Source organism: Pseudomonas azerbaijanoccidentalis, assembly GCF_019145495.1.
In the GTDB taxonomy this organism is placed as follows: domain Bacteria; phylum Pseudomonadota; class Gammaproteobacteria; order Pseudomonadales; family Pseudomonadaceae; genus Aquipseudomonas; species Aquipseudomonas azerbaijanoccidentalis.
In genome coordinates this window covers 41,854-66,411 of the sequence record NZ_JAHSTU010000008.1, presented here as the reverse complement: position 1 = coordinate 66,411, position 24,558 = coordinate 41,854, and the positions used below count along the sequence as shown (strand labels likewise).

Sequence of the window (24,558 nt, the reverse complement as noted above, 5' to 3'; positions counted from 1 at the left end):
GACGCAGGGTTTCGCGGCTCTATAGGAGTAGCACAAGTTAGCCTGGAGTCCCTGGCAGATCGATTTGAGCATCCAGCAAGGCCATGAAGGCGCGTGCCGCATTCGATAACGTCCGTTCTGTGTGCAGGATATAGCCTAGCTGGCGTGAGAGCTGTATGCCCGGCAAAGGTATCCGCGCCACTTGATCGTCGAGCATGGTGCGCGGGAGCACGCTCCAGGCCAGGCCAATCGACACCATCATCTTGATGGTTTCCAGGTAGTTGGTGCTCATGGCGATGTTTGGCGTCAGGCCCTGGGCTTCGAACAAACGCTGGACGATGTGGTGGGTGAAGGTGTTTCCACCAGGGAACACCGCTGGGTGCCGGGCGATATCCGCCAGGTTCACCGCGCCGGTGTTCAGCAACGAATGTTCCGGGGCGACTACGAAATCCAGGGGGTCGTCCCACACTGGCGTGGCCTTTACCAGTGCGTGGGGTTCCGGCGCCAGGGTGATGACCGCCAGTTCAGCGCGACCGTGGAGAATTTCTTCGTAGGCCACTTCCGAATCGAGAAACTGAATATCCAGCGCGACCTCGGGATAACGTCGCGTGAACTCCCTTAATAAGGGTGGTAAACGGTGCAGGCCGATGTGGTGACTGGTGGCCAGGGTCAGACGACCGGTCACCTCGCCAGTGAGGTTGGTCAGCGCGCGGCGCGTATCATCGAGGACATTCAGAATCTGGTAGGCCCGTGGTAACAGGGCGCGGCCAGCCTCGGTCAGCCCGACCTCGCGGCCCAGTCGATCGAACAGCCGCACCTTCAATTGCTGCTCCAGCCCGGCGATGCGCTTGCTGATTGCCGGTTGAGTCAGGTGCAGCCGTTCACCGGCGCCGGAGAAGCTGCCGGTCTCGGCAATGGCAATGAAGGCATTGAGGTTGGCCAGGTCCATGGTAGTATTCCAGTTGGTTATCCAAAGCATAAAAAATATGAATTTGAGTTATTTAATGTAACCCCATAGGATCAGCCTCACAAGCCAAAGGGTTATTGAAAATCTCAAAATCCAGGGCATAGAAACAAGCTGATGAGGAACCGTCTGATGGCCGGCAAAACGCTCTACGACAAGCTCTGGGATTCGCATTTGGTCAAGCAGCGCGACGATGGCTCTGCGCTGATCTACATCGATCGTCACATCATTCACGAAGTGACCTCGCCGCAAGCCTTTGAAGGTCTGCGTCTGGCCGGGCGCAAGCCATGGCGCATCGATGCCAACATCGCGACCCCGGACCACAACGTTCCGACCACCCCGGAGCGCAAGGGCGGCATCGAAGCCATTGCCGACCAGGTCTCGCGTTTGCAGGTCCAGACCCTCGACGACAACTGCGATGAGTACGGCATCGTCGAGTTCAAGATGAACGACGTCCGCCAAGGTATCGTCCACGTCATCGGCCCGGAGCAGGGCGCGACCTTGCCGGGCATGACCGTGGTCTGCGGCGACTCCCATACCTCGACCCACGGCGCATTCGGTGCTTTGGCTCACGGTATCGGCACTTCCGAGGTCGAGCACGTGCTCGCCACTCAGTGCCTGGTCGCCAAGAAAATGAAAAACATGCTGGTGTCGGTCGAGGGCGAATTGCCGTTCGGCGTGACGGCCAAGGACATCGTCCTCGCGGTAATCGGCAAGATCGGCACCGCCGGCGGTAACGGCCATGCCATCGAATTCGCCGGCAGCGCGATTCGCGACCTGTCCGTTGAAGGCCGCATGACCATCTGCAACATGTCCATCGAGGCCGGCGCTCGTGTAGGCCTGGTGGCCGCTGACGAAAAAACCGTGGCCTACGTGAAGGGCCGTCCCTTCGCCCCGAAAGGTGCGGAATGGGACCTGGCCGTCGAAGCCTGGAAAGACCTGGTGTCCGACGTTGATGCGAAGTTCGATACCGTTGTCCAGCTCGACGCGACCCAGATCAAACCACAAGTCAGCTGGGGCACTTCGCCTGAAATGGTCTTGGCTGTTGATCAGAACGTGCCGGACCCTGCGAAGGAAATGGACCTGGTCAAGCGCGGCTCCATCGAGCGCGCCTTGAAGTACATGGGTTTGACCGCCAATCAGGCGATCACCGACATTCAGCTCGACCGTGTATTTATCGGTTCCTGCACCAACTCGCGGATCGAAGATCTGCGCGCCGCCGCTGTCATCGCCAAGGGCCGGAAAGTGGCCTCGACCATCAAGCAGGCCATCGTGGTGCCGGGCTCGGGTCTGGTGAAGGCACAAGCCGAATCGGAAGGCCTGGACAAGATCTTCCTCGAAGCCGGTTTCGAATGGCGCGAGCCAGGTTGCTCGATGTGCCTGGCGATGAACCCGGACCGTTTGGAGTCTGGCGAGCATTGCGCGTCGACTTCCAACCGTAACTTCGAAGGCCGTCAGGGCGCGGGTGGTCGTACCCACCTCGTCAGCCCGGCCATGGCCGCCGCCGCCGCTGTGAACGGTCGTTTCGTCGACGTCCGTGAATTGATCCAGGGAGCGCAGTAAGCATGAGAGCATTTACCCAACATACTGGACTTGTCGCGCCTTTGGATCGTGCCAACGTCGACACCGACCAGATCATCCCGAAGCAGTTCTTGAAGTCGATCAAGCGCACCGGCTTCGGCCCAAACCTGTTCGATGAGTGGCGCTACCTCGATGTGGGGCAGCCGTACCAGGACAACTCCAAGCGTCCGTTGAACAAGGACTTCGTGCTCAACGCCGAGCGCTATCAAGGCGCCAGCGTGTTGCTGGCTCGCGAGAACTTCGGTTGCGGTTCCAGCCGTGAACACGCGCCGTGGGCGCTGGAAGAGTACGGTTTCCGCAGCATCATCGCGCCGAGCTACGCCGACATCTTCTTCAACAACAGCTTCAAGAACGGCCTGCTGCCGATCATCTTGAGCGATGCCGAAGTCGATGAGTTGTTCAAGCAAGTCGAAGCTGATCCGGGTTACCAGTTGCAGATCGATCTGCAAACCCAGACCGTGACCCGTCCGGACGGCAAGGTTTACAACTTTGAAATCGACGCGTTCCGCAAACACTGCCTGCTCAACGGCCTGGACGATATCGGCCTGACCTTGCAGGACGGCGATGCGATTGCGACGTTTGAAGCCAGGCACCGTGCGAGCCAGCCTTGGTTGTTTCGCGACGCTTGATTGATCCGAGATTGATGTAGGCCACTCCGGCCTCATCGCTAGCAGGCTAGCTCCCACAGGGATTTGTGTACGCCATAGATCCAATGTGGGAGCTAGCCTGCTAGCGATGGCGGCAGTAGAGACACCCCAAGACTCACCCTAAAAAGGAAGTCCCCATGACCAGCACCGCTCAGCACACCCAGGTAGTCCAGAAGCAATTCGGTGAACAGGCCGCGGCCTACCTGAGCAGCGCTGTCCACGCTCAAGGCACTGAGTTCGCGCTGCTACAGGCCGAGTTGGCGGGGCAGGGCACTGCGCGGGTTCTGGACCTGGGCTGCGGCGCCGGACACGTGAGTTTTCACGTTGCCTCGTTGGTGAAAGAAGTGGTGGCCTACGACCTGTCGCAGCAAATGCTCGACGTGGTGGCTGCCGCTGCCGTCGATCGTGGTTTGAGCAACGTGTCCACGGTCAACGGCGCCGCTGAGCGTCTGCCATTTGCCGATGGCGAGTTCGACTTCGTTTTCAGCCGTTATTCGGCGCATCACTGGAGCGATCTCGGCCTGGCCCTGCGCGAAGTGCGTCGGGTGCTGAAGCCGGGCGGCGTGGCGGCGTTCATCGATGTGTTGTCACCGGGTAGCCCGTTGTTCGACACTTACCTGCAAAGCGTCGAAGTACTGCGCGACACCAGCCATGTGCGCGATTATTCCGCCGGCGAGTGGTTGCGTCAGGTCAGCGAGGCGGGGCTGCATACTCGTAGCACCAGCCGCCAGCGCCTGCGCCTGGAGTACAACAGCTGGGTCGAACGCATGCGCACACCGCCAGTGATGCGCGCCGCGATCCGCGAGTTGCAGCAGTCGATGGGCAATGAAGTACGCGAATATTTTGAGATTGAAGCCGATGGTTCGTTCAGTACCGATGTACTGGTGCTGATGGCTGAACGATAGAATTTTTCCGGGTGCGTCCATGGACGCACCGACTGATGACATGAGGAAAGCATGAGCAAGCAGATTCTGATTCTCCCAGGTGACGGTATTGGCCCGGAAATCATGGCCGAAGCGGTCAAGGTGCTGGAATTGGCCAGTGACAAGTTCGCCCTGGGCTTCGAGCTGAGCCACGATGTGATCGGCGGCGCAGCCATCGACAAGCACGGCGTGCCGCTGGCCGACGAGACCCTGGAACGTGCCCGCGCATCCGATGCCGTGCTGTTGGGCGCCGTTGGCGGCCCGAAATGGGATGCCATCGAGCGTGACATCCGCCCTGAGCGCGGTCTGCTGAAAATTCGTGCACAACTGGGCCTGTTCGGCAACCTGCGTCCGGCGATCCTGTATCCGCAACTGGCTGAGGCTTCCAGCCTGAAGCCGGAAATCGTTGCGGGCCTGGACATCCTGATCGTTCGCGAACTGACCGGCGGCATCTACTTCGGCGCTCCACGCGGCACCCGCACCCTGGAAAACGGCGAGCGTCAGTCCTACGACACCCTGCCGTACAGCGAAAGCGAAATCCGCCGTATCGCCCGCGTCGGTTTCGACATGGCGATGGTTCGTGGCAAGAAACTGTGCTCGGTGGACAAGGCCAACGTGCTGGCGTCCAGCCAACTGTGGCGTGAAATCGTCGAAGAAGTGGCCAAGGATTATCCTCAGGTTGAACTGAGCCACATGTACGTCGACAACGCCGCCATGCAACTGGTGCGGGCACCGAAGCAGTTTGACGTCATCGTCACCGACAACATGTTCGGCGACATCCTGTCCGACCAGGCCTCGATGCTCACCGGTTCCATCGGCATGCTGCCGTCGGCGTCCCTGGACACCAACAACAAGGGCATGTACGAGCCGTGCCACGGTTCGGCGCCGGACATCGCGGGCAAAGGCATCGCCAACCCGTTGGCGACCATTTTGTCGGTGTCGATGATGTTGCGTTACAGCTTCAACCAGCAGGCGGCGGCCGATGCCATCGAAAAAGCCGTCAGCCTGGTACTGGATCAGGGCTTGCGCACCGGTGACATCTGGTCCGCCGGTTGCACTAAAGTCGGTACGCAGGAAATGGGCGACGCAGTAGTCGCCGCGCTGCGGAATCTGTAATCTCTCGGGCCCGCTGCCCATTTCACCCCCGAAAGCAGCGGCCCACATTTCAAGAAGGTGTAGTTGCGATGAAACGTGTAGGTCTGATCGGTTGGCGCGGTATGGTCGGTTCCGTGCTCATGCAGCGGATGCTGGAAGAGCAGGATTTCGATCTTATCGAGCCGGTGTTTTTCACCACTTCCAATGTCGGTGGCCAAGGCCCGTCCGTGGGCAAGGACATTGCTCCGCTCAAGGACGCTTACAGCATTGAAGAGCTGAAAACCCTCGACGTGATTCTGACCTGCCAGGGTGGCGACTACACCAGCGAAGTCTTCCCGAAACTGCGTGAAGCCGGTTGGCAGGGTTACTGGATCGACGCCGCTTCCAGCCTGCGCATGCAGGATGACGCGGTCATCGTTCTGGACCCGGTCAACCGAAAGGTCATCGACCAGCAACTGGACGCGGGCACCAAGAACTACATCGGTGGCAACTGCACCGTCAGCCTGATGCTGATGGGGCTGGGCGGTCTGTTCGAAGCCGGTCTGGTGGAGTGGATGAGCGCCATGACTTATCAGGCGGCCTCCGGTGCCGGCGCGCAGAACATGCGTGAACTGATCAAGCAAATGGGCGCGACCCACGCCGCTGTCGCCGATCAACTGGCCGACCCGGCCAGTGCGATCCTCGACATCGACCGTCGTGTGGCTGAAGCCATGCGCAGCGACGCGTACCCGACCGAAAACTTCGGCGTACCGCTGGCCGGCAGCCTGATCCCGTGGATCGACAAGGAACTGCCGAACGGTCAGAGCCGTGAAGAGTGGAAGGCCCAGGCCGAGACCAACAAGATCCTCGGTCGCTTCAAGAGCCCGATCCCGGTGGATGGCATTTGCGTGCGCATCGGCGCCATGCGTTGCCACAGCCAGGCGCTGACCATCAAACTGAACAAAGACGTGCCGATCGCCGATATCGAAGGGCTGATCAGCCAGCACAACCCTTGGGTCAAACTGGTGCCGAACAGCCGCGAAACCAGCATTCAGGAGCTGAGCCCGAACAAGGTCACCGGCACCCTGAACATTCCGGTTGGCCGTCTGCGCAAGCTGAACATGGGCTCGCAGTTCGTCGGCGCGTTCACCGTCGGCGACCAACTGCTGTGGGGCGCGGCCGAACCGCTGCGTCGCATGCTGCGGATCCTGCTCGAGCGTTGATCGATTGATGCAATGAAAGAACCCGTGCCTTGAAAGAGGTGCGGGTTTTTTTATTGGCCGTTAACAGATCGCAGCCTTCGGCAGCTCCTACAGGTGTCCGCATTCCTTTGTAGGAGCTGCCGAAGGCTGCGACCTTTTGCTCTAAATTGCCGAACAGCTACCCACCCGGTAAAGTGCCGCTCCCCCCCGTTTCGCCAGAGGAAAACCCATGAGCCAGTCCATTGATATTGCCGTGATCGGCGCCACCGGTACTGTCGGCGAAACGCTGGTGCAGATTCTGGAGGAGCGTGATTTCCCGATCGGCAATCTGCATCTGTTGGCCAGTAGCGAATCCGCCGGCAGTTCGGTGCCGTTTCGTGGCAAGAACGTGCGCGTGCGCGAAGTCGATGAGTTCGACTTCGGCAAAGTGCAGTTGGTGTTTTTTGCGGCGGGGCCGGCCGTGACCCTGAGTTTTGCTTCCCGTGCCACCGCCGCTGGTTGCTCGGTGATCGACCTGTCCGGCGCCTTGTCGGCCGATCAGGCGCCGCAAGTGGTGCCGGAAGCCAACGCCCAAGTGCTGGCCGGTCTGAAAAAACCGTTCCAGGTCAGCAGCCCGAGCCCGTCGGCCACCACCCTGGCGGTAGTGCTCGCACCGTTACTGGGTTTGCTCGATTTGCAACGCGTCAACCTGACCGCCAGCCTGGCGGTGTCGGCTCAGGGCCGCGAGGCTGTCAGCGAACTGGCGCGGCAGACCGCCGAGCTGCTCAACGTACGCCCGCTGGAACCGAAATTCTTCGATCGGCAGATGGCCTTCAATTTGTTGGCACAAGTCGGCAAGCCGGACGAGCAGGGCCATACGCTGCTGGAAAAGCGCCTGGTGCGCGAGCTGCGTCAGGTGGTGGCACTGCCTTCATTGAAAATTTCTGTCACTTGCATTCAAGCCCCGGTGTTTTTTGGCGATAGCTATAGCGTGACCCTTCAGTCCGCCAGCGAGATCGACCTGGTCAAAGTCAACGCCGCACTGGAAGATGCACCCGGCATCGAACTGGTCGAGGCCGGCGATTACCCGACCCCGGTCGGCGATGCGGTAGGGCAGGATGTGGTCTACGTTGGTCGGGTTCGCCACGGTATCGACGACCTGTCGGAACTTAATTTGTGGTTGACGTCAGATAACGTACGCAAAGGGGCCGCGCTCAATGCTGTGCAGCTGGCCGAATTGTTGATAAAAGACCTGCTGTAAAAGATACTTGGCAACAATTTTCGAATGATTCCGGGTGAGCGCTATGCTTGCCGGAATGCTGAAGGTCAGCCACCCTGCGGGGCTTTCCGGGGCATGCACGAAACAATCGCGCGCGACGACCCTTCGCCGCCGCACGCAATGCCTTACGGCAGCGACTATCAACACCTTCTCGCTGGCCGAGGAATGTTCAAACTAAGGATGAGCTATGGTTCAAGTTCGCAAACTGGTGTTAGCAATAGCGGCCGCCTCGGCGCTGTCCTCCGGTATGGCGCATGCCCTCGGTCTCGGGGAGCTGACCCTGAAGTCGACGCTGAACCAGCCGTTGGTGGCGGAAATCGAGTTGCTGGACGTCAAGGAACTCACTGCTGCCGAAGTGGTGCCGAGCCTGGCTTCACCTGAAGATTTCGCCAAGGCCGGTGTCGATCGCCAGGCGTTTCTCAACGACTTGACGTTTACGCCCGTGCTCAACGCCAGCGGCAAAAGCATCCTGCGTGTGACCTCCAGCAAGCCACTCTCCGAACCGATGGTGAAATTCCTGGTTCAGGTCATGTGGCCCAACGGCCGCCTGCTGCGCGATTACAGCGTGCTGCTCGATCCTTCCAAATTCTCGCCGCAAACCGCCGATGCGGCTGCGCAACCGGCACCGACAGGCACCACGCCGGTCACTGCGGCGACCAAGCCCTCCCAATACACCACCACGTCACGCGATACCCTTTGGGAAATCGCTGCGAAGTCGCGTAACGGCGGTTCGATCCAGCAAACCATGCTGGCCATCCAGGCGTTGAACCCGGATGCCTTTATCGACGGCAACATCAACCGGCTCAAAACCGGCCAGGTATTGCGTCTGCCCGATCAAACGCAAAGCACGACTCTGCCGCAGCCCAAGGCCATTGCCGAAGTGGCGGCGCAGAACACCGCCTGGCGCCAGGGCCGTCGCTATGTCGCGAAGCCTGGCACCGGGCAGCAGCAACTCGATGCCACCAATCGCGGTCGCGGTGACGCGCCTGCCACCCAAAGTGCCCAGGACAAGCTGAGCCTGGTTTCGGCCGAGTCCGGCAAAGCTGGTGGCAAAGGTCCGGCCGGTGATGCCAAGGCCTTGGGCAACAAATTGGCCGTTACCCAGGAAAGCCTCGACACGACCCGTCGTGACAATGCCGAACTGAAAAGCCGCGTGGCCGATCTGCAAAGTCAGATGGACAAGCTGCAACGATTGATCGAACTGAAGAACAATCAACTGGCCAAGTTGCAAGCCGAAGGTGCAGCAGGTGTGCCAGCGGCAGCAGCGGCACCGGCCATCACGGCCGAGCTGGCAGCGAACCCGGCGGCAACACCTGCCGAAGCCGCGCCAGCGCCTGCGGTGGCTGCGCCTGAGGCGGCTCCGGTTCCAGCCGAACAGCCAACGGAGCCGGCACCTGCCGCTTCCGACGAGCAGAAGTTCAACGAACTGCTGACCAATCCATGGTTGCTGGGTCTGGCCGGTGGTGGGGCAGTGGTTGTGTTGCTCTTGCTGTTGTTGCTGGCTCGTCGCCGCAAAGCCCAACAGGAGGCCGAGAAACATCTGCGCATGGCCCGTGCCTTGGCTGAGGAGCAGGAATTCTCCGCTGAGCTCGACCTGCCGGAAAGCAGCTTCGAAGGTCTGGAAGTGCCACCGCCAAGCGTCAAGCTGGCGACCGCTCCGGCACCTGCGCCAACCCCGGCTCCGGTGATTGCGCCGGTTGTGGTCACACCACCGATTGCAGCGCCGCTGGTCGCGCCGGCCGCCGAGCGCTCCGACGATGTGCTGGGTCAGGCCCAGTCGCACATCGCCGCCGGTCGTCTGAATCAGGCGGCTGCATTGCTGGAAGACGGCGTCAAGCAAGAGCCGCAGCGCAGTGACCTGCGTCTGAAGCTGATGGAAGTCTACGGTCTGCAAGGCGACCGCGATGCGTTCGTGGTTCAGGAACGTCAGTTAGTGGCCAACGGCGACAACTTCGCCCAGGTCGAAAAACTGAAAAGCCGTTTCCCTGCGATGGCGCTGGTGGCTGCCGGCGGTATCGCCGCTGCCGCCGTCGCTGCCGAACTGGACGCGCAGTACGTCAAGGACCTGTTGCTCGACGAGCCGCAAGCACCAGAACCAGAGCCCGCGCCGCTTGACGACGATTTCGACAGCGCTTTCGATCTGAGTCTGGATGACCTGGAGAATGTCACGCCGGTCGCTGTTGAACCCGCTCCAGCCCCGGCCGTCGACGACCTCGACAGCGCCTTCGACCTGAGTCTGGATGACCTGGACAACATTACCCCGGTAGCCGACGCTCCGGCACCGCAAGCCGAGCCGGAGCCCCTCGCGACCCTGGACGAGCTGGAAGATTTCCCGCTGGATGACGACCTGAGCTTTGGGTCGGTGTTGCAGCAGCAGACGAACATCAAGGAAAGCCTCGATGACCTGTCGGATTTCGACCTGGACATGGACCTCGGTGCCGAAACGTCTCCGGCCATTCTGGCCGAAGATGATTTCCTGCTGGATCTGGACGATGGCATGAAGGATCTGCCACCGGTTGAAGCGCCCGTAGTGGCTGAGGCACCGCTGGACGACCTGGAGCTGCCGGCGGATTTCGATCTGTCGCTGGCCGATGAGATGGATGCTGCAACGACTCCGGATGCATTCGAGTCCGAGCTGGATGATGTCAACGCCGAGCTGGATCGCCTGTCCCAGAGCATCAGCGAACCAACCTTCACCGTGGACGATGCGCTGGCCACCGTGGACGACGAGCCGGACTTCGATTTCCTCTCCGGCACCGATGAGGTTGCTACCAAACTCGATCTGGCTCAGGCCTACATCGACATGGGCGACAACGACGGCGCCCGGGACATCCTCAATGAGGTGGTGACCGAAGGTGATGACGGTCAGAAGAGCGAAGCCAAGGAGATGCTGTCGCGGCTGGCTTGAGTCAAGTGTTGTAGATAAAACGGCAGCCCGATGAGGCTGCCGTTTTTGTTTATTGAGTCAAAAGATCGCAGCCTTCGGCAGCTCCTACAGAAGGACATGCGACACCTTGTAGGAGCTGCCGAAGGCTGCGATCTTTTGATCTTCAATCGACCAACTCTGGCATCCCCGGGAGAGCACCTTATAATGCCCGCCTTTGCGTACTTCAGCAGGCTGTCCCTCCTTGGCAAATTTAGATAACCCGGCTGCAGAAATGGCCGCCGACGGCTTTTTCCGGATCGCGCTGGGCGTTGAATACAAAGGCTCGCGTTATCGCGGCTGGCAGCGCCAGGCCTCTGGCGTCCTCACCGTGCAGGAAACCCTCGAAAACGCCTTGTCCAAAGTCGCCGACTCACCGGTTTCACTGCTGTGTGCCGGGCGTACCGATGCCGGCGTTCACGCCTGCGGTCAGGTGGTGCATTTTGATACCCAGGTCGAGCGTTCGATGAAAGCCTGGGTCATGGGCGCCAACATCAACTTGCCGCACGATGTCAGCGTCAGCTGGGCCAAGGTCATGCCGGCGCATTTTCATGCGCGCTTCAAAGCCATCGCGCGCCGCTATCGGTATGTGATCTACAACGATCAGATCCGCCCGGCGCACCTCAACGAAGAAATCACCTGGAACCACCGTCCGCTGGACGTCGAGCGCATGGCCGAGGCGGCGCAATATCTGGTGGGCACCCACGATTTCAGCGCCTTCCGCGCCGGTCAGTGCCAGGCCAAGTCGCCGATCAAGGAGCTGCATCACCTGCGTGTTACGCGACACGGCAAGATGATCGTGCTGGACATCCGCGCCAGTGCCTTCCTGCACCACATGGTGCGCAACATTGCCGGCGTGCTGATGACCATCGGTGCCGGTGAGCGCCCGGTGGAGTGGATGAAAGAAGTGCTGGAAAGCCGTATTCGTCGGACTGGCGGGGTCACGGCGCATCCGTTTGGCCTGTATCTGGTGCAGGTCGAGTACCGCGATGAGTTCGAGTTGCCCGAGCGTTACATTGGGCCGCACTTCCTTACCGGTTTCTCCGAACTTGACGGCTGACGCCCTCGAACGCTTTTGTTACCATCCGGGACTTTCTCGGATTTGCCGTGGGGTTTTAACGACATGTCAGCCGTTCGCAGCAAGATTTGCGGGATTACCCGCATAGAAGATGCGTTGGCGGCGGTCGATGCCGGGGCCGACGCCATAGGGTTTGTGTTCTACGCGAAAAGCCCGCGGGCCGTGACGGTGCAGCAGGCGCGCTCGATCATCAAGGCGCTGCCACCGTTTGTCACGACGGTGGGGTTGTTCGTCAATGCCAGTCGCACCGAACTGACTGAAATCCTCGAGGCGGTGCCGCTGGACCTGTTGCAATTTCATGGCGATGAGCCCGTCTCGGAATGCGAAAGCTGGCAGCGTCCTTACATCAAGGCGCTGCGGGTCAAGGCCGGCGACGACATCGCGGCAGCGTGCAACGCCTATCCCAGTGCAAGCGGCATTTTGCTCGATGCCTATGTCGAAGGCATTCCCGGCGGAACCGGCGAAGCCTTCGACTGGTCATTGATACCGCAAGGTTTGAGCAAGCCGATTATCCTGGCCGGCGGACTGACCCCGGATAACGTTGCCGAGGCCGTGGCGCGGGTTCGTCCCTATGCCGTGGATGTCAGTGGCGGGGTAGAGGCGAGCAAGGGCATCAAGGATCACGCAAAGATTCACGCATTCATCAAGGCTGCAATCTGTTGATGTGACGGCTGGCACACTGCCGCCGTCTTTAACTTCACTTGCAAAAAGCAGGCATGGCTGAGGGTTTTTCGAAGGGTACGCAGGTCAAGTTTCGCGCTGACCGTGGCCATTCATTGACCATCGCCACACATATGAATTTAGCTCAAGGGCATACGCGGGGCTGCGAACCAGAGCGTTCGGGCCGCCGGTACTGGAGAAAGAAAGCATGAGCAACTGGTTAGTAGACAAACTGATCCCTTCGATCATGCGTTCCGAGGTCAAGAAGAGCTCGGTGCCTGAAGGTCTTTGGCACAAGTGCCCGTCTTGCGAGGCTGTGCTGTATCGTCCGGAGCTGGAAAAGACCCTGGACGTTTGCCCTAAGTGCAACCACCACATGCGTATCGGCGCTCGCGCCCGTATCGACATTTTCCTCGACGTCGAAGGCCGTACCGAGTTGGGTGCGGACCTGGAGCCGGTTGACCGTCTGAAATTCCGTGACGGCAAGAAGTACAAGGACCGCCTGACCGCTGCGCAAAAGCAAACCGGCGAAAAAGACGCACTGGTGTCCATGAGCGGTACGTTGCTGGGCATGCCGGTAGTGGTGTCGGCGTTCGAATTCTCCTTCATGGGTGGTTCGATGGGCGCCATCGTCGGTGAGCGCTTCGTGCGCGCCGCCAACTACGCCCTGGAAAAACGCTGCCCGATGATCTGCTTCTCCGCCTCCGGTGGTGCGCGGATGCAGGAAGCGCTGATCTCCCTGATGCAAATGGCCAAGACCTCTGCGGTGCTGGCGCGTCTGCGTGAAGAAGGCATTCCGTTCATCTCCGTACTGACCGACCCGGTCTACGGTGGTGTTTCCGCAAGCCTGGCGATGCTGGGTGACGTGATCGTCGGCGAGCCGAAAGCCCTGATCGGTTTCGCCGGTCCGCGCGTCATCGAACAAACCGTGCGCGAAAAACTGCCAGAAGGCTTCCAGCGCAGCGAGTTCCTGCTGGAGCACGGCGCAATCGACATGATCGTTCACCGTCAGGAGCTGCGTCCGCGCCTGGGCAACCTGCTGGCACAAATGATGGGCCTGCCGACGCCTAAGTTCGTCGCTGCGCCAATCGAGCCGATCGTCGTTCCGCCGGTGCCTGCCAACATATGACCCAACGTACCCTTGGCGAATGGCTCGCCTACCTTGAGCAGTTGCACCCTTCGGCCATCGACATGGGCCTTGAGCGCTCGCAACAGGTAGCGTCCCGCATGGGACTGGGCAAGCCGGCGCCTCGGGTAATCACAGTCACCGGCACCAACGGCAAGGGCTCCACCTGTGCGTTCGTGGCTTCATTGCTGCGCGCACAGGGCCTGAAAGTCGGTGTCTATAACTCCCCGCACCTGCTGCGCTACAACGAGCGGGTGCAGGTCAATGGCGTCGAAGCCACTGACGCCGAGCTGTGTCAGGCCTTCGCTGCCGTGGAGGCCGGGCGTGGCGACACGTCCCTGACTTACTTCGAAATGGGCACCCTGGCGGCGTTCTGGCTGTTTCAACAGTCCGCGCTCGATGCCGTGGTGCTGGAAGTCGGTCTGGGCGGGCGTCTGGACACGGTCAACGTGGTCGATGCCGACATGGCGCTGGTCACCAGCATTGGTGTCGATCACGCGGATTACCTGGGTGATACCCGTGAATCCGTGGCCTTCGAGAAGGCCGGCATCTTCCGCCAGGGAGCGCCTGCGCTCTGTGGCGATCTGAATCCTCCGCAACCCTTGCTGGACAAAGCGCGCGAGCTTGATTGCCCGTTTTTCCTGCGTGGGCGCGATTTCGACCTCGGTACCACCGACCACAACTGGCAATGGCGCGGCCTTGACGCCCAGGGCCGTGTGGTTGAATTGCGTGATTTGCCGCTGCTCGATCTGCCGATGGAAAACGCCGCGCTGGCCCTGCAGGCTTACCTGTTGCTCGGTTTGCCTTGGGTGGATTCGCAGATAATTCAGGCACTGCAAGCCACGCGGGTGGTCGGTCGTCTCGATCGCCGGCAGTTCAACTGGCAGGGCAAGCGTCTTAATTTGTTGCTGGATGTGGGGCACAACCCCCATGCGGCGGAGTATCTGGCCCGACGCCTGGCCAGTCGTCCGCCGGTCGGCAAGCGTCTGGCGGTGTTCGGATTGTTGGCCGACAAGGATCTGGATGGTGTTGTTGACGAGTTGAGTGCTAGTGTCGAGCACTGGGCCGTTGCACCACTGGATTCGCCGCGAGCACGGCCGGTTAACGATTTGCAGGAAGCGTTGCACAAGCGCGGCGCCTCAGTAACATCCTATGACAGCGTGGCTGCCGCCCTGGAAGGGCAGAGCGCGCTGGCAACGAGCGACGATGAAATATTGTTGTTCGGATCATTTTATTGTGTCGCCGAGGCCCTTGAGTGGCTGGCTCGGCGCTCCACGGAGGAAGCGGCAAATGGCATTGCTGGATAAGGCCTACAAACAGCGCATGGTTGGCGCGCTCGTACTCGTTGCACTGGCCGTGATTTTCCTGCCGATGCTGTTCTCCCGCCAGGATGAGCAGCGCCAGGTCACGGTCGAAGCCCCGGCGGCGCCTCAGGCACCGGCGATGCCACAGGTTCAGGTTGAACCGGTAGTGGTGCCTGAGCCGCAAGCCTTGCCGCAAGAGCCTGTGCCGAGCGACGACGAAATTGCCCAACAGGAAGCTCCGGCCGCACCGGTCGCTACGACGCCTGCAGCAAAACCGGTCACGCCCCCGCCTGCTCCGGCACCGGTTCCGGCATTGGCCGCTAAACCAGCGACGGCGCCATCCCAGCCAATCAGCGCCGCACCGGGCAAGCCGGATACCACTCAAAGCCGCGTCGACGCCAATGGCCTCTCGGTAAGCTGGTCGGTGCAATTGGCCAGCCTGGCCAACCGTGAAAGTGCGGAAAAACTGCAGAAGACCTTGCGCAGCCAGGGTTACAACGCCTACATCCGCACCGCCGATGGCAAGAATCGCGTGTTTGTCGGGCCGCTGATCGAGCGTGCCGAAGCCGATCGTCTGCGCGACTTGCTCAATCGCCAGCAGAACCTCAAAGGCTTTGTCGTGCGCTTTCAACCAGAGCGCGGCTGAATCCCCCCATTCTTTGTAGAAGCTGACGAGCCCGCGAGGCTGCGTTCGGTGGCGAAGCCGCCGCTATCGGTGCCCGCATTCACGACGGCTACGCCGCCGAACGCAGGCTTCGCCAGCGGCTACAAAGGCTGTATGCGGTCTCGGCAAAGAAAACTATCGCACCGATTTGAAATGCACTGACAATCGCAGCTTACCGATAAGCATGGGCTCTGCTAAAATGCGCCGCCTTATCCGTCTGTAGGCTGCACTGTGCCATTTACCTGGGTTGACTGGGCGATCGTTGCAATCGTCGCCATCTCCGCATTGATCAGTCTGAGCCGCGGCTTCGTCAAAGAAGCACTGTCGCTGCTGACCTGGATCATCGCAGGAGCCGTTGCCTGGATGTTTGGTGGCTCATTGTCCGAGTACCTCGCCGGATATATCCAGACACCATCGGCTCGCGTGATCGCGGGCTGTACCATCATGTTTGTCGCCACGTTGATCGTAGGCGCAATGATCAATTATCTGATCGGCGAATTGGTACGCGTCACCGGGTTGTCCGGGACCGATCGATTCCTCGGCATGGCCTTCGGCGCCGCGCGTGGCGTGTTGCTGGTGGTCGTGGCGGTCGGGCTGTTGAGCCTGGGGCCGGTACAGCAGGACGAGTGGTGGCAGCAGTCGCAACTCGTGCCAAAATTTCTATTGGTCGCCGACTGGTCCAAAAACCTGATCCTCGGGTGGAGCAGTCAGTGGCTTGCCAGCGGAATCAGCGTACCCGCTGATATTCCGTTCAAGGAGCACCTCTTGCCGACGGCCAAAACGCCTCAGTGAGTTGTGTTCAGTTCAGATCCATTAAGTAGGGGTTGCGTCGCATGTGTGGCATCGTCGGTATCGTCGGTAAGTCGAACGTCAATCAGGCGCTGTATGACGCGCTAACCGTCCTCCAGCACCGCGGCCAGGACGCTGCCGGTATCGTGACCAGCCATGATGGCCGGTTATTCCTGCGCAAGGACAACGGCCTGGTACGTGACGTGTTCCATCAGCGTCACATGCAGCGCCTGGTCGGTCACATGGGCATTGGCCATGTACGCTATCCGACCGCAGGTAGCTCGACTTCGGCCGAAGCTCAACCGTTTTACGTCAACTCGCCTTACGGCATCACCCTGGCGCACAACGGTAACCTGACCAACGTTGAACAACTGGCCAAGGAAATTTACGAATCTGACCTGCGCCACGTCAACACCAGCTCCGATTCGGAAGTGCTGCTCAACGTGTTCGCTCACGAGCTGGCCCAGCGCGGCAAGTTGCAGCCAACCGAAGAAGACGTTTTCGCTGCCGTTACTGACGTGCACAACCGTTGTGTCGGCGGCTACGCCGTCGTGGCGATGGTGACCGGCTACGGCATCGTCGGTTTCCGCGACCCGCACGGCATCCGCCCGATCGTGTTCGGCCAGCGTCACACCGACGAAGGCGTCGAGTACATGATCGCTTCCGAAAGCGTTTCCCTCGACGTGCTCGGTTTCACCCTGATTCGCGACCTGGCACCGGGCGAAGCGGTCTACATCACTGAAGACGGCAAGCTGCACACCCGTCAGTGCGCGACCAACCCGTCCCTGACGCCGTGCATCTTCGAACACGTCTACCTGGCGCGTCCGGACTCGATCATCGACGGCGTTTCGGTGTACAAGGCCCGTCTGCGCATGGGCGAGAAGCTCGCCGAGAAGATCCTGCGCGAACGTCCAGAGCATGACATCGACGTGGTCATCCCGATCCCGGACACCAGCCGCACCGCGGCCCTGGAGCTGGCGAACCACCTGGGCGTGAAATTCCGCGAAGGCTTCGTGAAGAACCGCTACATCGGCCGTACCTTCATCATGCCGGGCCAGGCTGCGCGGAAAAAATCCGTACGCCAGAAGCTCAACGCCATCGAGCTGGAATTCCGCGGCAAGAACGTGATGCTGGTGGACGACTCCATCGTTCGCGGCACCACGTGCAAGCAGATCATCCAGATGGCTCGCGAAGCCGGCGCCAAGAACGTTTACTTCTGCTCCGCAGCGCCAGCGGTGCGTTTCCCGAACGTCTACGGCATCGACATGCCGAGCGCCCACGAACTGATCGCCCACAACCGTTCGACCCAGGACGTGGCTGACCTGATCGGCGCTGACTGGTTGATCTATCAGGACTTGCCTGACTTGATCGAAGCGGTCGGTGGCGGCAAGATCAAGATCGACAAGTTCGATTGCGCGGTGTTCGACGGCCAGTACGTCACCGGCGACGTCGATGAGGCTTACCTGAACAAGATCGAGCAGGCACGCAACGATGCCTCCAAGGTCAAGACGCAGGCAGTCAGCGCGATCATCGATCTGTACAACAACTGAGTTTCTACCGGCCCTGAGGGGCCGGTTTTGTATCTGGCTTTTAATTGACGAGAATTAGGGAAAGGAGTGACAGCATGAGTCAGGATTGGGATGCCGGTCGGTTGGACAGCGACCTCGAAGGCGTAGCGTTCGACACCCTGGCCGTACGTGCCGGTCAGCACCGGACGCCGGAAGGCGAACACGGTGATCCGATGTTCTTCACTTCCAGCTACGTGTTCCGCACCGCTGCCGACGCCGCCGCGCGTTTTGCCGGGGAAGTGCCGGGCAACGTTTACTCGCGCTACACCAACCCGACCGTGCGCGCCTTCGAAGAGCGCATTGCCGCTCTGGAAAGCGCCGAGCAAGCCGTGGCCACTGCCACCGGCATGGCGGCAATCATGGCGGTGGTCATGAGCCTGTGCAGCGCTGGTGATCATGTGTTGGTGTCGCGCAGCGTCTTCGGTTCGACAATCAGCCTGTTCGAAAAGTACTTCAAGCGATTTGGCATCGAAGTCGATTACGTAGCCCTGGCGGATTTGTCCGGTTGGGATGCGGCGATCAAGGCCAACACCAAATTGCTGTTCGTCGAGTCGCCCTCCAACCCGCTGGCCGAGCTGGTCGACATCGCCGAACTGGCGAAAATCGCCCACGCCAAAAATGCGATGCTGGTGGTCGACAACTGCTTCTGCACGCCGGCGTTGCAGCAGCCGCTGAAAATGGGCGCGGACATCGTCGTGCACTCGGCGACCAAGTTCATCGACGGCCAGGGGCGTTGCATGGGCGGTGTGGTGGCCGGTCGCAGCGAGCAGATGAAAGAAGTGGTGGGTTTCCTCCGTACCGCCGGGCCGACCCTTAGCCCGTTCAACGCGTGGATCTTCCTCAAGGGCCTGGAAACCCTGAACCTGCGGATGAAGGCGCATTGTGCCAACGCTCAGCAACTGGCCGAGTGGCTGGAGCAGCAGGACGGCATCGAGAAGGTTCATTACGCCGGCCTCAAGAGCCACCCGCAGCACGAACTGGCGCTGCGTCAGCAAAAAGGTTTCGGCGCGGTGGTGAGTTTCGAGGTCAAGGGTGGCAAAGAGGGCGCCTGGCGCTTTATCGATGCGACTCGCCTGATTTCGATCACCGCCAACCTGGGTGACAGCAAAACCACCATCACGCACCCGAGCACCACCTCCCACGGCCGTCTGGCGCCACAAGAGCGTGAAGCCGCGGGCATTCGTGACAGCCTGATCCGCGTTGCGGTCGGTCTGGAAGACATAGCAGACCTGCAAGCCGACCTGGCGCGCGGGTTGGCTGCCTTGTGATCGAGCTGTCTACGCCAAGCGGCTCCAATGGCCGTGTAGCGCTGGTGACCGGCGCTGCGCGGGGCATTGGCCTGGGAATTGCGGCCTGGCTGATCAGCGAAGGCTGGCAGGTGGTGCTGACGGATCTGGATCGTGAACGCGGTTCGAAAGTGGCGAAGGTGCTCGGCGACAATGCCTGGTTCATCGCCATGGACGTCTCGAATGAAGGGCAGGTAGCACTCGGCGTGGCTGAAGTACTGGGGCAGTTCGGGAGACTGGATGCACTGGTGTGTAACGCGGCGGTAGCCGACCCGCATAACATCACTCTGGAAAGCCTCGATCTGGCCTACTGGAATCGGGTGTTGGCGGTGAATCTCAGTGGGCCGATGCTGTTGGCCAAGCACTGTGCGCCGTATCTGCGCGCCCACAATGGGTCGGTCGTCAATCTGGCCTCGACCCGTGCCGGGCAATCCGAACCCGATACCGAGGCTTACGCGGCGAGCAAGGGCGGCTTGCTGGCCCTGACTCATGCGCTGGCCATCAGCCTTGGCCCGGAGATCCGGGTCAACGCCGTCAGCCCCGGCTGGATCGATGCGCGTGACCCTTCGGTACGCCGTGCCGAACCGCTGACCGACGCCGATCATGCCCAGCATCCGGCGGGGAGGGTAGGGACGGTCGAGGACGTGGCGGCGATGGTGGCCTGGCTGCTATCGAAGAATGCCGGTTTTGTCACAGGGCAGGAGTTCGTGGTGGACGGTGGCATGACCAAGAAGATGATTTACAGCGAGTAACTCCAGCGGTCTGACTGTTGGCGGCATTGTCCGGATTGAAACGATTTTGTCTTTTTCAGAAAAACTTCAATCCTGCTATTGACTTAGGTTCGCTACCTGCGTAAATTTCGCGGCCTCGGAGATGCAAACGGGTGATTAGCTCAGCTGGGAGAGCGTCTGCCTTACAAGCAGAATGTCGGCGGTTCGATCCCGTCATCACCCACCACTCCCGAGAAACTTGCGAAAGCAAGAAGGAAGCTGAAATGCCTCCACCGACGCGCAGCGGTAGTTCAGTCGGTTAGAATACCGGCCTGTCACGCCGGGGGTCGCGGGTTCGAGTCCCGTCCGCTGCGCCATTATTTACGAAGCAGATTTTGGTCTGGTTCGCGATTGAAAAGCACCGAAGCTTTCAGTCAAACGAGTTACTTGGATGAAAGTCCAAAGCGATACGCAGCGGTAGTTCAGTCGGTTAGAATACCGGCCTGTCACGCCGGGGGTCGCGGGTTCGAGTCCCGTCCGCTGCGCCATATCTGCAACAAGGCCCACTGAACGCCTTGATGCTACGAAGAAACCACTGGTTTACTTCGCGTCGATAGCAAAGACCCTGGTCGAAAGACCGGGGTTTTTTGTGTCTGAAATTTGGCTTTTTTCTCCCTATCCACGCTTGTCGCCCAATCTTTCTGCACATCCGCTGCATAAAGCACTTGGTTCGCCGTCACAACATTAATTAGAATCACTCTCATTTACGATTCCTTGGCACAGGGCTTCTTGAGATGAGTGACGCAGCGATGCCGAAGGAGCAAACCCTTCACGAGCTGTACCGCGATCACCGTGGCTGGCTCGAAGGCTGGTTGAGGCGGCGCATGGGCAACGCGTGCGATGCGGCGGACCTGAGCCAGGATACGTTTCTGCGTTTGCTTGCCAGCTCTCAACGGATTGCGGATCTGCAAGAGCCCCGTGCCTATTTGCTGACAGTGGGCAAACGCCTGCTGAGCAACTTCTACAAACGCCGCAGTCTGGAACAGGCCTACCTGAGTGCGCTGGCAGCGTTGCCGGAGGAGTGCGTGCCATCCCCGGAACAGCGCTGGCTGCTGTTGGAAACCCTGCAAGCACTGGATGAGCTGCTCGACGGACTGCCGAGGGCGGTACGGCGGGCGTTTCTCTGGAGTCAGCTCGAAGGCTTGAGCTATCAGCAAATCGCCGAGCGCCTGTCGGTCTCCGAACGCACGATCAAACGCTACATGGCGCAAGCCTACGAGCATTGCCTGTTGGTGGAACTGTGAACAGCGCCGCGCCCGACGCCCGTCAGGTAGTGCGAGCGGCCGCGCAATGGCTGGCGTTGCTGGAGTCCGGCGGTGCCACCGAGCAGGATCGCGCGAACCTGCAACGATGGCGCGACACCTCGGCCAGTCACGAACACGCCTGGCAGAAGGCTCAGGCCTTGCGCCAGCGCTTTGCCGATCTGCCCTCAGCGTTGGCCCTGAGCAGTCTCGATCGCCCTGATCCCGGTCGGCGCGTGGTGCTCAAGCGTGCATTGGGTGCTGTTGCGTTGGTCCCCGCAGCCTGGCTGATCAGCCGGCAATTGCCGCTGGACGTTTGGCGTGCCGATTTGCACACCGCCACAGGCGAGCGCAAGCAGGTGCAACTGGCGGATGGCAGCTCCCTGCAACTGAATACCGCCAGCGCCGTTGATGTCGATTTGCCGAACCGTCGCGTGAAGCTGGTGGAGGGCGAAATGTCGCTGAAGGTGTCGGGCAACTCGCCACTGACCATCCAGACCCGCTTCGGCCAAGTGATGGTCAGCCAGAGCGAAGTCTGCGTGCGCCAGGATGCCGTTGGTTGCCGGGTATCGGTATTTAACGGCGCCGTGCAGTTGCAACCCTTGCAGGGTGTCGCACTGACGTTGCGCGCGGGGCAGCAGATCAATCTGCAAGCGGCAGGCGCCGGTGAGGTTCAGGCATTTGATGTACTGCAGCCCGGTTGGCGCGAAGGCGTGCTGATGGCAAATAACCAGCCGCTGGGGGATTTCCTGCGTGAACTCGACACCTATCGACCAGGTGTTTTGCGCTGGGAGCCGGAGCTTGAAGCGCTGCGCGTCACCGGCAGTTTCCGCCTGGACGATACCGATCGCATTCTCGCCTTGCTGGCCGCCAGCCTGCCGTTGGAGGTGCAAATGCGCACCCGCTATTGGGTAACGTTGCTGCCGCGTAAAAAAGTTGTCTGAAGTTTGTCCCCTTTTTTCGACTCGCTTGTCATTCAAGGCAACTGAACGCACAAGAGAGCTTTTTCAATGTCCGCAGTAAAGCCTTGCTGTCCACACCCGGCGTCGTCCGGTCTGCGCCCGTTGTTGCGCCTGAGCCTGATGCTGAGCCTCAGCGCCAGTCCGTTTTTCATCACCAACAGCTGGGCCGAAGACGCCACCCGTCGCAGCTACCAGGTGCCTGCCGGCAGCCTGAGCGATGCGTTGACACGGTTCGCAGGCTTGGCCGGGGTTAACTTGTCAGTGGATCCGGCACTGGTCAGCGGTCGCAGCAGTGCCGGGTTGTCCGGTGATTTCGGCGTGGAAGAGGGCTTTGCCCGGCTGCTGCAAAACTCCGGCCTGCAATTGCAGCCGGTGGGCGAACAGGCCTACATCCTGATGCCGGCGCCAAGTGGCGCCAGCCTGCAACTGGGCGCGACTTCGATTCTCGGTGCAGTCGATACCGAACATGGCGATCCGTATGCCGGTGGCCAGGTCGCGCGCCGTGGCTCGCAAGGTTTGCTGGGCTCGCAAGATTTCATGGAAACGCCGTTCAGCATGACGACTTACACCAGTGAAACGGTGAAAAACCAGCAGGCCCGTACTTTGGGCGACTTGGTCGCCAGCGATCCTTCGGTGCGCGCCACCAATCCGGCGGGCGGGCGTTACGAGCAATTCACCATTCGCGGGCTCAGCCTGTTCAACAGCGATGTTTCCTACAACGGCCTGTACGGCGTCTTGCCGACTTATACGATCGATATGGAAATGGCCGATCGCGTCGACATCCTCAAAGGCCCGAGCCAGTTGATCAACGGCATTTCGCCGCGAGGCAGCGTCGGCGGCGGCATCAACGTGGTGCCCAAGCGTGCGACCGATCAGCCGATCACCTCGTTCACTGGCAGCTACGCGTCCAATAATCAGCTCGGCGGTGCCATTGACGTCGGCCGGCGTTTTGGTGAGGGCGACATGTTCGGCATTCGATTCAACGGCGTGAAACAGTCCGGTGATACCGAATGGGATCACCAGAGTGTCGACCGTGAGATGGCCGTGCTGGGCCTGGATTTTCGCGGTGAGCGCCTGCGGCTTTCGACCGACATCGGCCACACCGAGCGCGATACCGACGCCCCGCAGGAGCGCGTGCAGGTTAACGCCAATGCGAAGGTGCCAAGCGCAAACGACGTCCGCCACAACTATGCGCAACCTTGGAGCCAGGCCCGGACCACGGACACGTTCGGCACGGTCAATGGCGAATTCGATGTCAGCGATTCGGTCATGCTGTACGGCGGCGTGGGGGCGCGCAAAAGTAATCATGACTTTCTTCGGCATGCCGTGGCCGTCACCAATGACGCTGGCGACTTCAGCGTGCAGCCGCGTGACTTCACCCGTGATGAAAATGTCCGCACGGCCACGGCGGGCGTGCGCAACTGGTTCCATACCGGCCCGGTGAGCCATCAGGTCAATCTGGCTGCCAGCTATTTCTACATGGACTTCGAAAATGGTGGCGCCCGTTATGCTGCGGCGCCCAGCAATCTCTATAACCCAAGGGAAACACCTACGCCTGTCCGGCCGACGCGTTTCGATCCAGAGGTCTACACCGAAAACCGCTTCAGCAGCGTGGCGTTGTCCGACACCCTGGGCTTCTTTGACGACCGTTTGTTGCTGACCCTCGGTGGTCGCTGGCAGCGGGTCCAGGTCGACGACTGGTCCGATGACATCAAGGGCGACACCACCTATGACGAGGAAAAGTTCTCGCCATCGGGCGGCATCCTGTTCAAGGCGACCGATAAGTTGTCGCTGTACGCCAACTACATGGAAGGTTTGAGTCAGGGGAAAATCGCGCCGTCGACTTCGGTGAACGAGGACGAAATCTTTCCGCCATTCATCAGCCGACAGGTTGAAGTCGGTGCCAAGTATGACGCTGGTGCATTTGCCGTCACTGCCGCCGTGTTCCGCATCAAGCAGCCAGCCTACGAGACCAACGCCACGACGCGGGTCTTTGGCCCGAACGGCAAGCGCAAGAACGAAGGGGTGGAGTTGAGCGTCTTCGGCGAACCGCTCAAAGGGTTTCGACTGCTGGGTGGTGTGATGTACATCGACAGCGAATTGACCGACACCACCAATGGCACGTTCGACGGCAACCGCGCGCCTGCTACGCCGAAATACAACGTCAATCTGGGCGCCGAGTGGGATGTGCCGACGGTGCAAGGCTTGACCCTGACCAGCCGTGGCATTTATTCCAGCTCGCAGTATCTGGATCAGTCCAACAACAAGGACATCGATTCGTGGGAACGTTTCGACGTGGGCGCACGCTATGCCTTCAGGGTCGACGAAAAGACCGTCACCGTGCGGGCCAACGTCGAGAACGTGGCGGACAAGCGCTACTGGAGTTCGGCGGGCGCTTCGGATGACAGCGAGCCAGGGCTGACGCTGTCGACGCCGCGGACTTACCTGCTTTCGGCGACAGTGGATTTTTGATCATCCTCTGTAGCAGCTGTCGAGCCCCAGCGAGGCTGCGTTCGGCTGCGCAGCAGTCGCAAACCGGACACCTCGGGCTTCCAGATG

General features: G+C 60.5%; 20 protein-coding genes and 3 tRNA genes. 22 read left to right on the top strand and 1 reads right to left on the bottom strand.

Going from position 1 to position 24,558, the window contains the following annotated elements; translation table 11 throughout:
• Nucleotides 1-37: 37 nt before the first annotated feature.
• Nucleotides 38-928 (bottom strand): LysR family transcriptional regulator, encoded by an 891-nt coding sequence (locus KVG88_RS23255; RefSeq protein WP_150701199.1) that lies wholly within the window; start codon nucleotides 926-928, stop codon nucleotides 38-40.
• Nucleotides 929-1,075: 147 nt separating this feature from the next.
• On the opposite strand from KVG88_RS23255, the gene leuC reads away from it, so the two are divergent.
• From leuC to KVG88_RS23145, 22 genes are all read left to right on the top strand, one after another.
• Entirely contained in the window at nucleotides 1,076-2,506 is a 1,431-nt protein-coding gene (gene leuC / locus KVG88_RS23250) for a 3-isopropylmalate dehydratase large subunit (protein ID WP_217872863.1), read from the top strand.
• A gap of 2 nt (nucleotides 2,507-2,508) precedes the next feature.
• The gene (gene leuD / locus KVG88_RS23245) at nucleotides 2,509-3,153 is read left to right on the top strand and encodes a 3-isopropylmalate dehydratase small subunit (RefSeq protein WP_150701201.1); all 645 of its coding nucleotides are present in this window, start codon (nucleotides 2,509-2,511) and stop codon (nucleotides 3,151-3,153) included.
• Between the two features lie 155 nt (nucleotides 3,154-3,308).
• Nucleotides 3,309-4,076, top strand: coding sequence for a class I SAM-dependent methyltransferase (locus KVG88_RS23240; RefSeq protein WP_217872862.1), 768 nt, complete (start codon nucleotides 3,309-3,311; stop codon nucleotides 4,074-4,076).
• 51 nt (nucleotides 4,077-4,127) lie between these two features.
• A complete protein-coding gene (gene leuB / locus KVG88_RS23235; RefSeq protein WP_150701203.1) occupies nucleotides 4,128-5,210 on the top strand; it encodes a 3-isopropylmalate dehydrogenase in 1,083 nt (360 codons plus the stop codon).
• A 68-nt stretch (nucleotides 5,211-5,278) separates the two neighbouring features.
• Nucleotides 5,279-6,391, top strand: a complete 1,113-nt coding sequence (gene asd, locus KVG88_RS23230) for an aspartate-semialdehyde dehydrogenase (protein ID WP_007975660.1) — start codon at nucleotides 5,279-5,281, stop codon at nucleotides 6,389-6,391.
• A gap of 208 nt (nucleotides 6,392-6,599) precedes the next feature.
• Nucleotides 6,600-7,610: an aspartate-semialdehyde dehydrogenase gene (locus KVG88_RS23225; protein WP_217872861.1), complete on the top strand. Its 1,011-nt coding sequence runs from the start codon at nucleotides 6,600-6,602 to the stop codon at nucleotides 7,608-7,610.
• A 205-nt stretch (nucleotides 7,611-7,815) separates the two neighbouring features.
• The gene (locus KVG88_RS23220) at nucleotides 7,816-10,536 is read left to right on the top strand and encodes a motility hub landmark protein FimV (RefSeq protein WP_217872860.1); all 2,721 of its coding nucleotides are present in this window, start codon (nucleotides 7,816-7,818) and stop codon (nucleotides 10,534-10,536) included.
• Between the two features lie 250 nt (nucleotides 10,537-10,786).
• Complete coding sequence (truA, locus tag KVG88_RS23215; RefSeq protein ID WP_150701221.1) at nucleotides 10,787-11,611, top strand: tRNA pseudouridine(38-40) synthase TruA; 825 nt, start codon at nucleotides 10,787-10,789, stop codon at nucleotides 11,609-11,611.
• 63 nt (nucleotides 11,612-11,674) lie between these two features.
• Nucleotides 11,675-12,292 (top strand): phosphoribosylanthranilate isomerase, encoded by a 618-nt coding sequence (locus KVG88_RS23210; RefSeq protein ID WP_150701206.1) that lies wholly within the window; start codon nucleotides 11,675-11,677, stop codon nucleotides 12,290-12,292.
• A 205-nt stretch (nucleotides 12,293-12,497) separates the two neighbouring features.
• Nucleotides 12,498-13,418 (top strand): acetyl-CoA carboxylase, carboxyltransferase subunit beta, encoded by a 921-nt coding sequence (gene accD / locus KVG88_RS23205; RefSeq protein WP_217872859.1) that lies wholly within the window; start codon nucleotides 12,498-12,500, stop codon nucleotides 13,416-13,418.
• Entirely contained in the window at nucleotides 13,415-14,722 is a 1,308-nt protein-coding gene (folC, locus tag KVG88_RS23200) for a bifunctional tetrahydrofolate synthase/dihydrofolate synthase (RefSeq protein WP_150701207.1), read from the top strand. Before accD ends, folC begins: the two co-directional genes overlap by 4 nt.
• A complete protein-coding gene (locus tag KVG88_RS23195; RefSeq protein WP_150701208.1) occupies nucleotides 14,706-15,365 on the top strand; it encodes an SPOR domain-containing protein in 660 nt (219 codons plus the stop codon). Before folC ends, KVG88_RS23195 begins: the two co-directional genes overlap by 17 nt.
• A 249-nt stretch (nucleotides 15,366-15,614) precedes the next feature.
• Nucleotides 15,615-16,175: a CvpA family protein gene (locus KVG88_RS23190; protein ID WP_150701209.1), complete on the top strand. Its 561-nt coding sequence runs from the start codon at nucleotides 15,615-15,617 to the stop codon at nucleotides 16,173-16,175.
• A gap of 41 nt (nucleotides 16,176-16,216) precedes the next feature.
• Nucleotides 16,217-17,722 (top strand): amidophosphoribosyltransferase, encoded by a 1,506-nt coding sequence (gene purF / locus KVG88_RS23185; protein ID WP_034150926.1) that lies wholly within the window; start codon nucleotides 16,217-16,219, stop codon nucleotides 17,720-17,722.
• A gap of 74 nt (nucleotides 17,723-17,796) precedes the next feature.
• Complete coding sequence (locus KVG88_RS23180; protein ID WP_217872858.1) at nucleotides 17,797-19,008, top strand: O-succinylhomoserine sulfhydrylase; 1,212 nt, start codon at nucleotides 17,797-17,799, stop codon at nucleotides 19,006-19,008.
• A complete protein-coding gene (locus KVG88_RS23175; protein ID WP_150701211.1) occupies nucleotides 19,005-19,778 on the top strand; it encodes an SDR family oxidoreductase in 774 nt (257 codons plus the stop codon). Before KVG88_RS23180 ends, KVG88_RS23175 begins: the two co-directional genes overlap by 4 nt.
• A gap of 129 nt (nucleotides 19,779-19,907) precedes the next feature.
• A tRNA-Val gene (locus KVG88_RS23170) sits at nucleotides 19,908-19,983 on the top strand.
• A 53-nt stretch (nucleotides 19,984-20,036) separates the two neighbouring features.
• Nucleotides 20,037-20,113, top strand: a tRNA-Asp gene (locus KVG88_RS23165).
• 94 nt (nucleotides 20,114-20,207) lie between these two features.
• Nucleotides 20,208-20,284, top strand: a tRNA-Asp gene (locus KVG88_RS23160).
• A gap of 246 nt (nucleotides 20,285-20,530) precedes the next feature.
• Nucleotides 20,531-21,040: a sigma-70 family RNA polymerase sigma factor gene (locus KVG88_RS23155; protein WP_150701212.1), complete on the top strand. Its 510-nt coding sequence runs from the start codon at nucleotides 20,531-20,533 to the stop codon at nucleotides 21,038-21,040.
• On the top strand, nucleotides 21,037-21,981 hold the full coding sequence (locus KVG88_RS23150; protein WP_217872857.1) for a FecR domain-containing protein: 945 nt from the start codon (nucleotides 21,037-21,039) through the stop codon (nucleotides 21,979-21,981). Before KVG88_RS23155 ends, KVG88_RS23150 begins: the two co-directional genes overlap by 4 nt.
• A gap of 66 nt (nucleotides 21,982-22,047) precedes the next feature.
• Nucleotides 22,048-24,471, top strand: a complete 2,424-nt coding sequence (locus KVG88_RS23145) for a TonB-dependent receptor (protein ID WP_217872856.1) — start codon at nucleotides 22,048-22,050, stop codon at nucleotides 24,469-24,471.
• Nucleotides 24,472-24,558: the final 87 nt, after the last annotated feature.

Bases quoted from the DNA above. Each gene is read 5' to 3' on its own strand.
- folC (WP_150701207.1), top strand. From the start codon at position 13,415: ATGACCCAACGTACCCTTGGCGAATGGCTCGCCTACCTTGAGCAGTTG.
- leuC (WP_217872863.1), top strand. From the start codon at position 1,076: ATGGCCGGCAAAACGCTCTACGACAAGCTCTGGGATTCGCATTTGGTC.
- KVG88_RS23220 (WP_217872860.1), top strand. From the start codon at position 7,816: ATGGTTCAAGTTCGCAAACTGGTGTTAGCAATAGCGGCCGCCTCGGCG.
- asd (WP_007975660.1), top strand. From the start codon at position 5,279: ATGAAACGTGTAGGTCTGATCGGTTGGCGCGGTATGGTCGGTTCCGTG.
- accD (WP_217872859.1), top strand. From the start codon at position 12,498: ATGAGCAACTGGTTAGTAGACAAACTGATCCCTTCGATCATGCGTTCC.
- leuB (WP_150701203.1), top strand. From the start codon at position 4,128: ATGAGCAAGCAGATTCTGATTCTCCCAGGTGACGGTATTGGCCCGGAA.
- KVG88_RS23145 (WP_217872856.1), top strand. From the start codon at position 22,048: ATGTCCGCAGTAAAGCCTTGCTGTCCACACCCGGCGTCGTCCGGTCTG.
- KVG88_RS23210 (WP_150701206.1), top strand. From the start codon at position 11,675: ATGTCAGCCGTTCGCAGCAAGATTTGCGGGATTACCCGCATAGAAGAT.
- KVG88_RS23155 (WP_150701212.1), top strand. From the start codon at position 20,531: ATGAGTGACGCAGCGATGCCGAAGGAGCAAACCCTTCACGAGCTGTAC.
- KVG88_RS23180 (WP_217872858.1), top strand. From the start codon at position 17,797: ATGAGTCAGGATTGGGATGCCGGTCGGTTGGACAGCGACCTCGAAGGC.
- KVG88_RS23255 (WP_150701199.1), bottom strand. From the start codon at position 928: ATGGACCTGGCCAACCTCAATGCCTTCATTGCCATTGCCGAGACCGGC.
- KVG88_RS23240 (WP_217872862.1), top strand. From the start codon at position 3,309: ATGACCAGCACCGCTCAGCACACCCAGGTAGTCCAGAAGCAATTCGGT.
- KVG88_RS23225 (WP_217872861.1), top strand. From the start codon at position 6,600: ATGAGCCAGTCCATTGATATTGCCGTGATCGGCGCCACCGGTACTGTC.
- truA (WP_150701221.1), top strand. From the start codon at position 10,787: ATGGCCGCCGACGGCTTTTTCCGGATCGCGCTGGGCGTTGAATACAAA.
- purF (WP_034150926.1), top strand. From the start codon at position 16,217: ATGTGTGGCATCGTCGGTATCGTCGGTAAGTCGAACGTCAATCAGGCG.
- leuD (WP_150701201.1), top strand. From the start codon at position 2,509: ATGAGAGCATTTACCCAACATACTGGACTTGTCGCGCCTTTGGATCGT.
- KVG88_RS23195 (WP_150701208.1), top strand. From the start codon at position 14,706: ATGGCATTGCTGGATAAGGCCTACAAACAGCGCATGGTTGGCGCGCTC.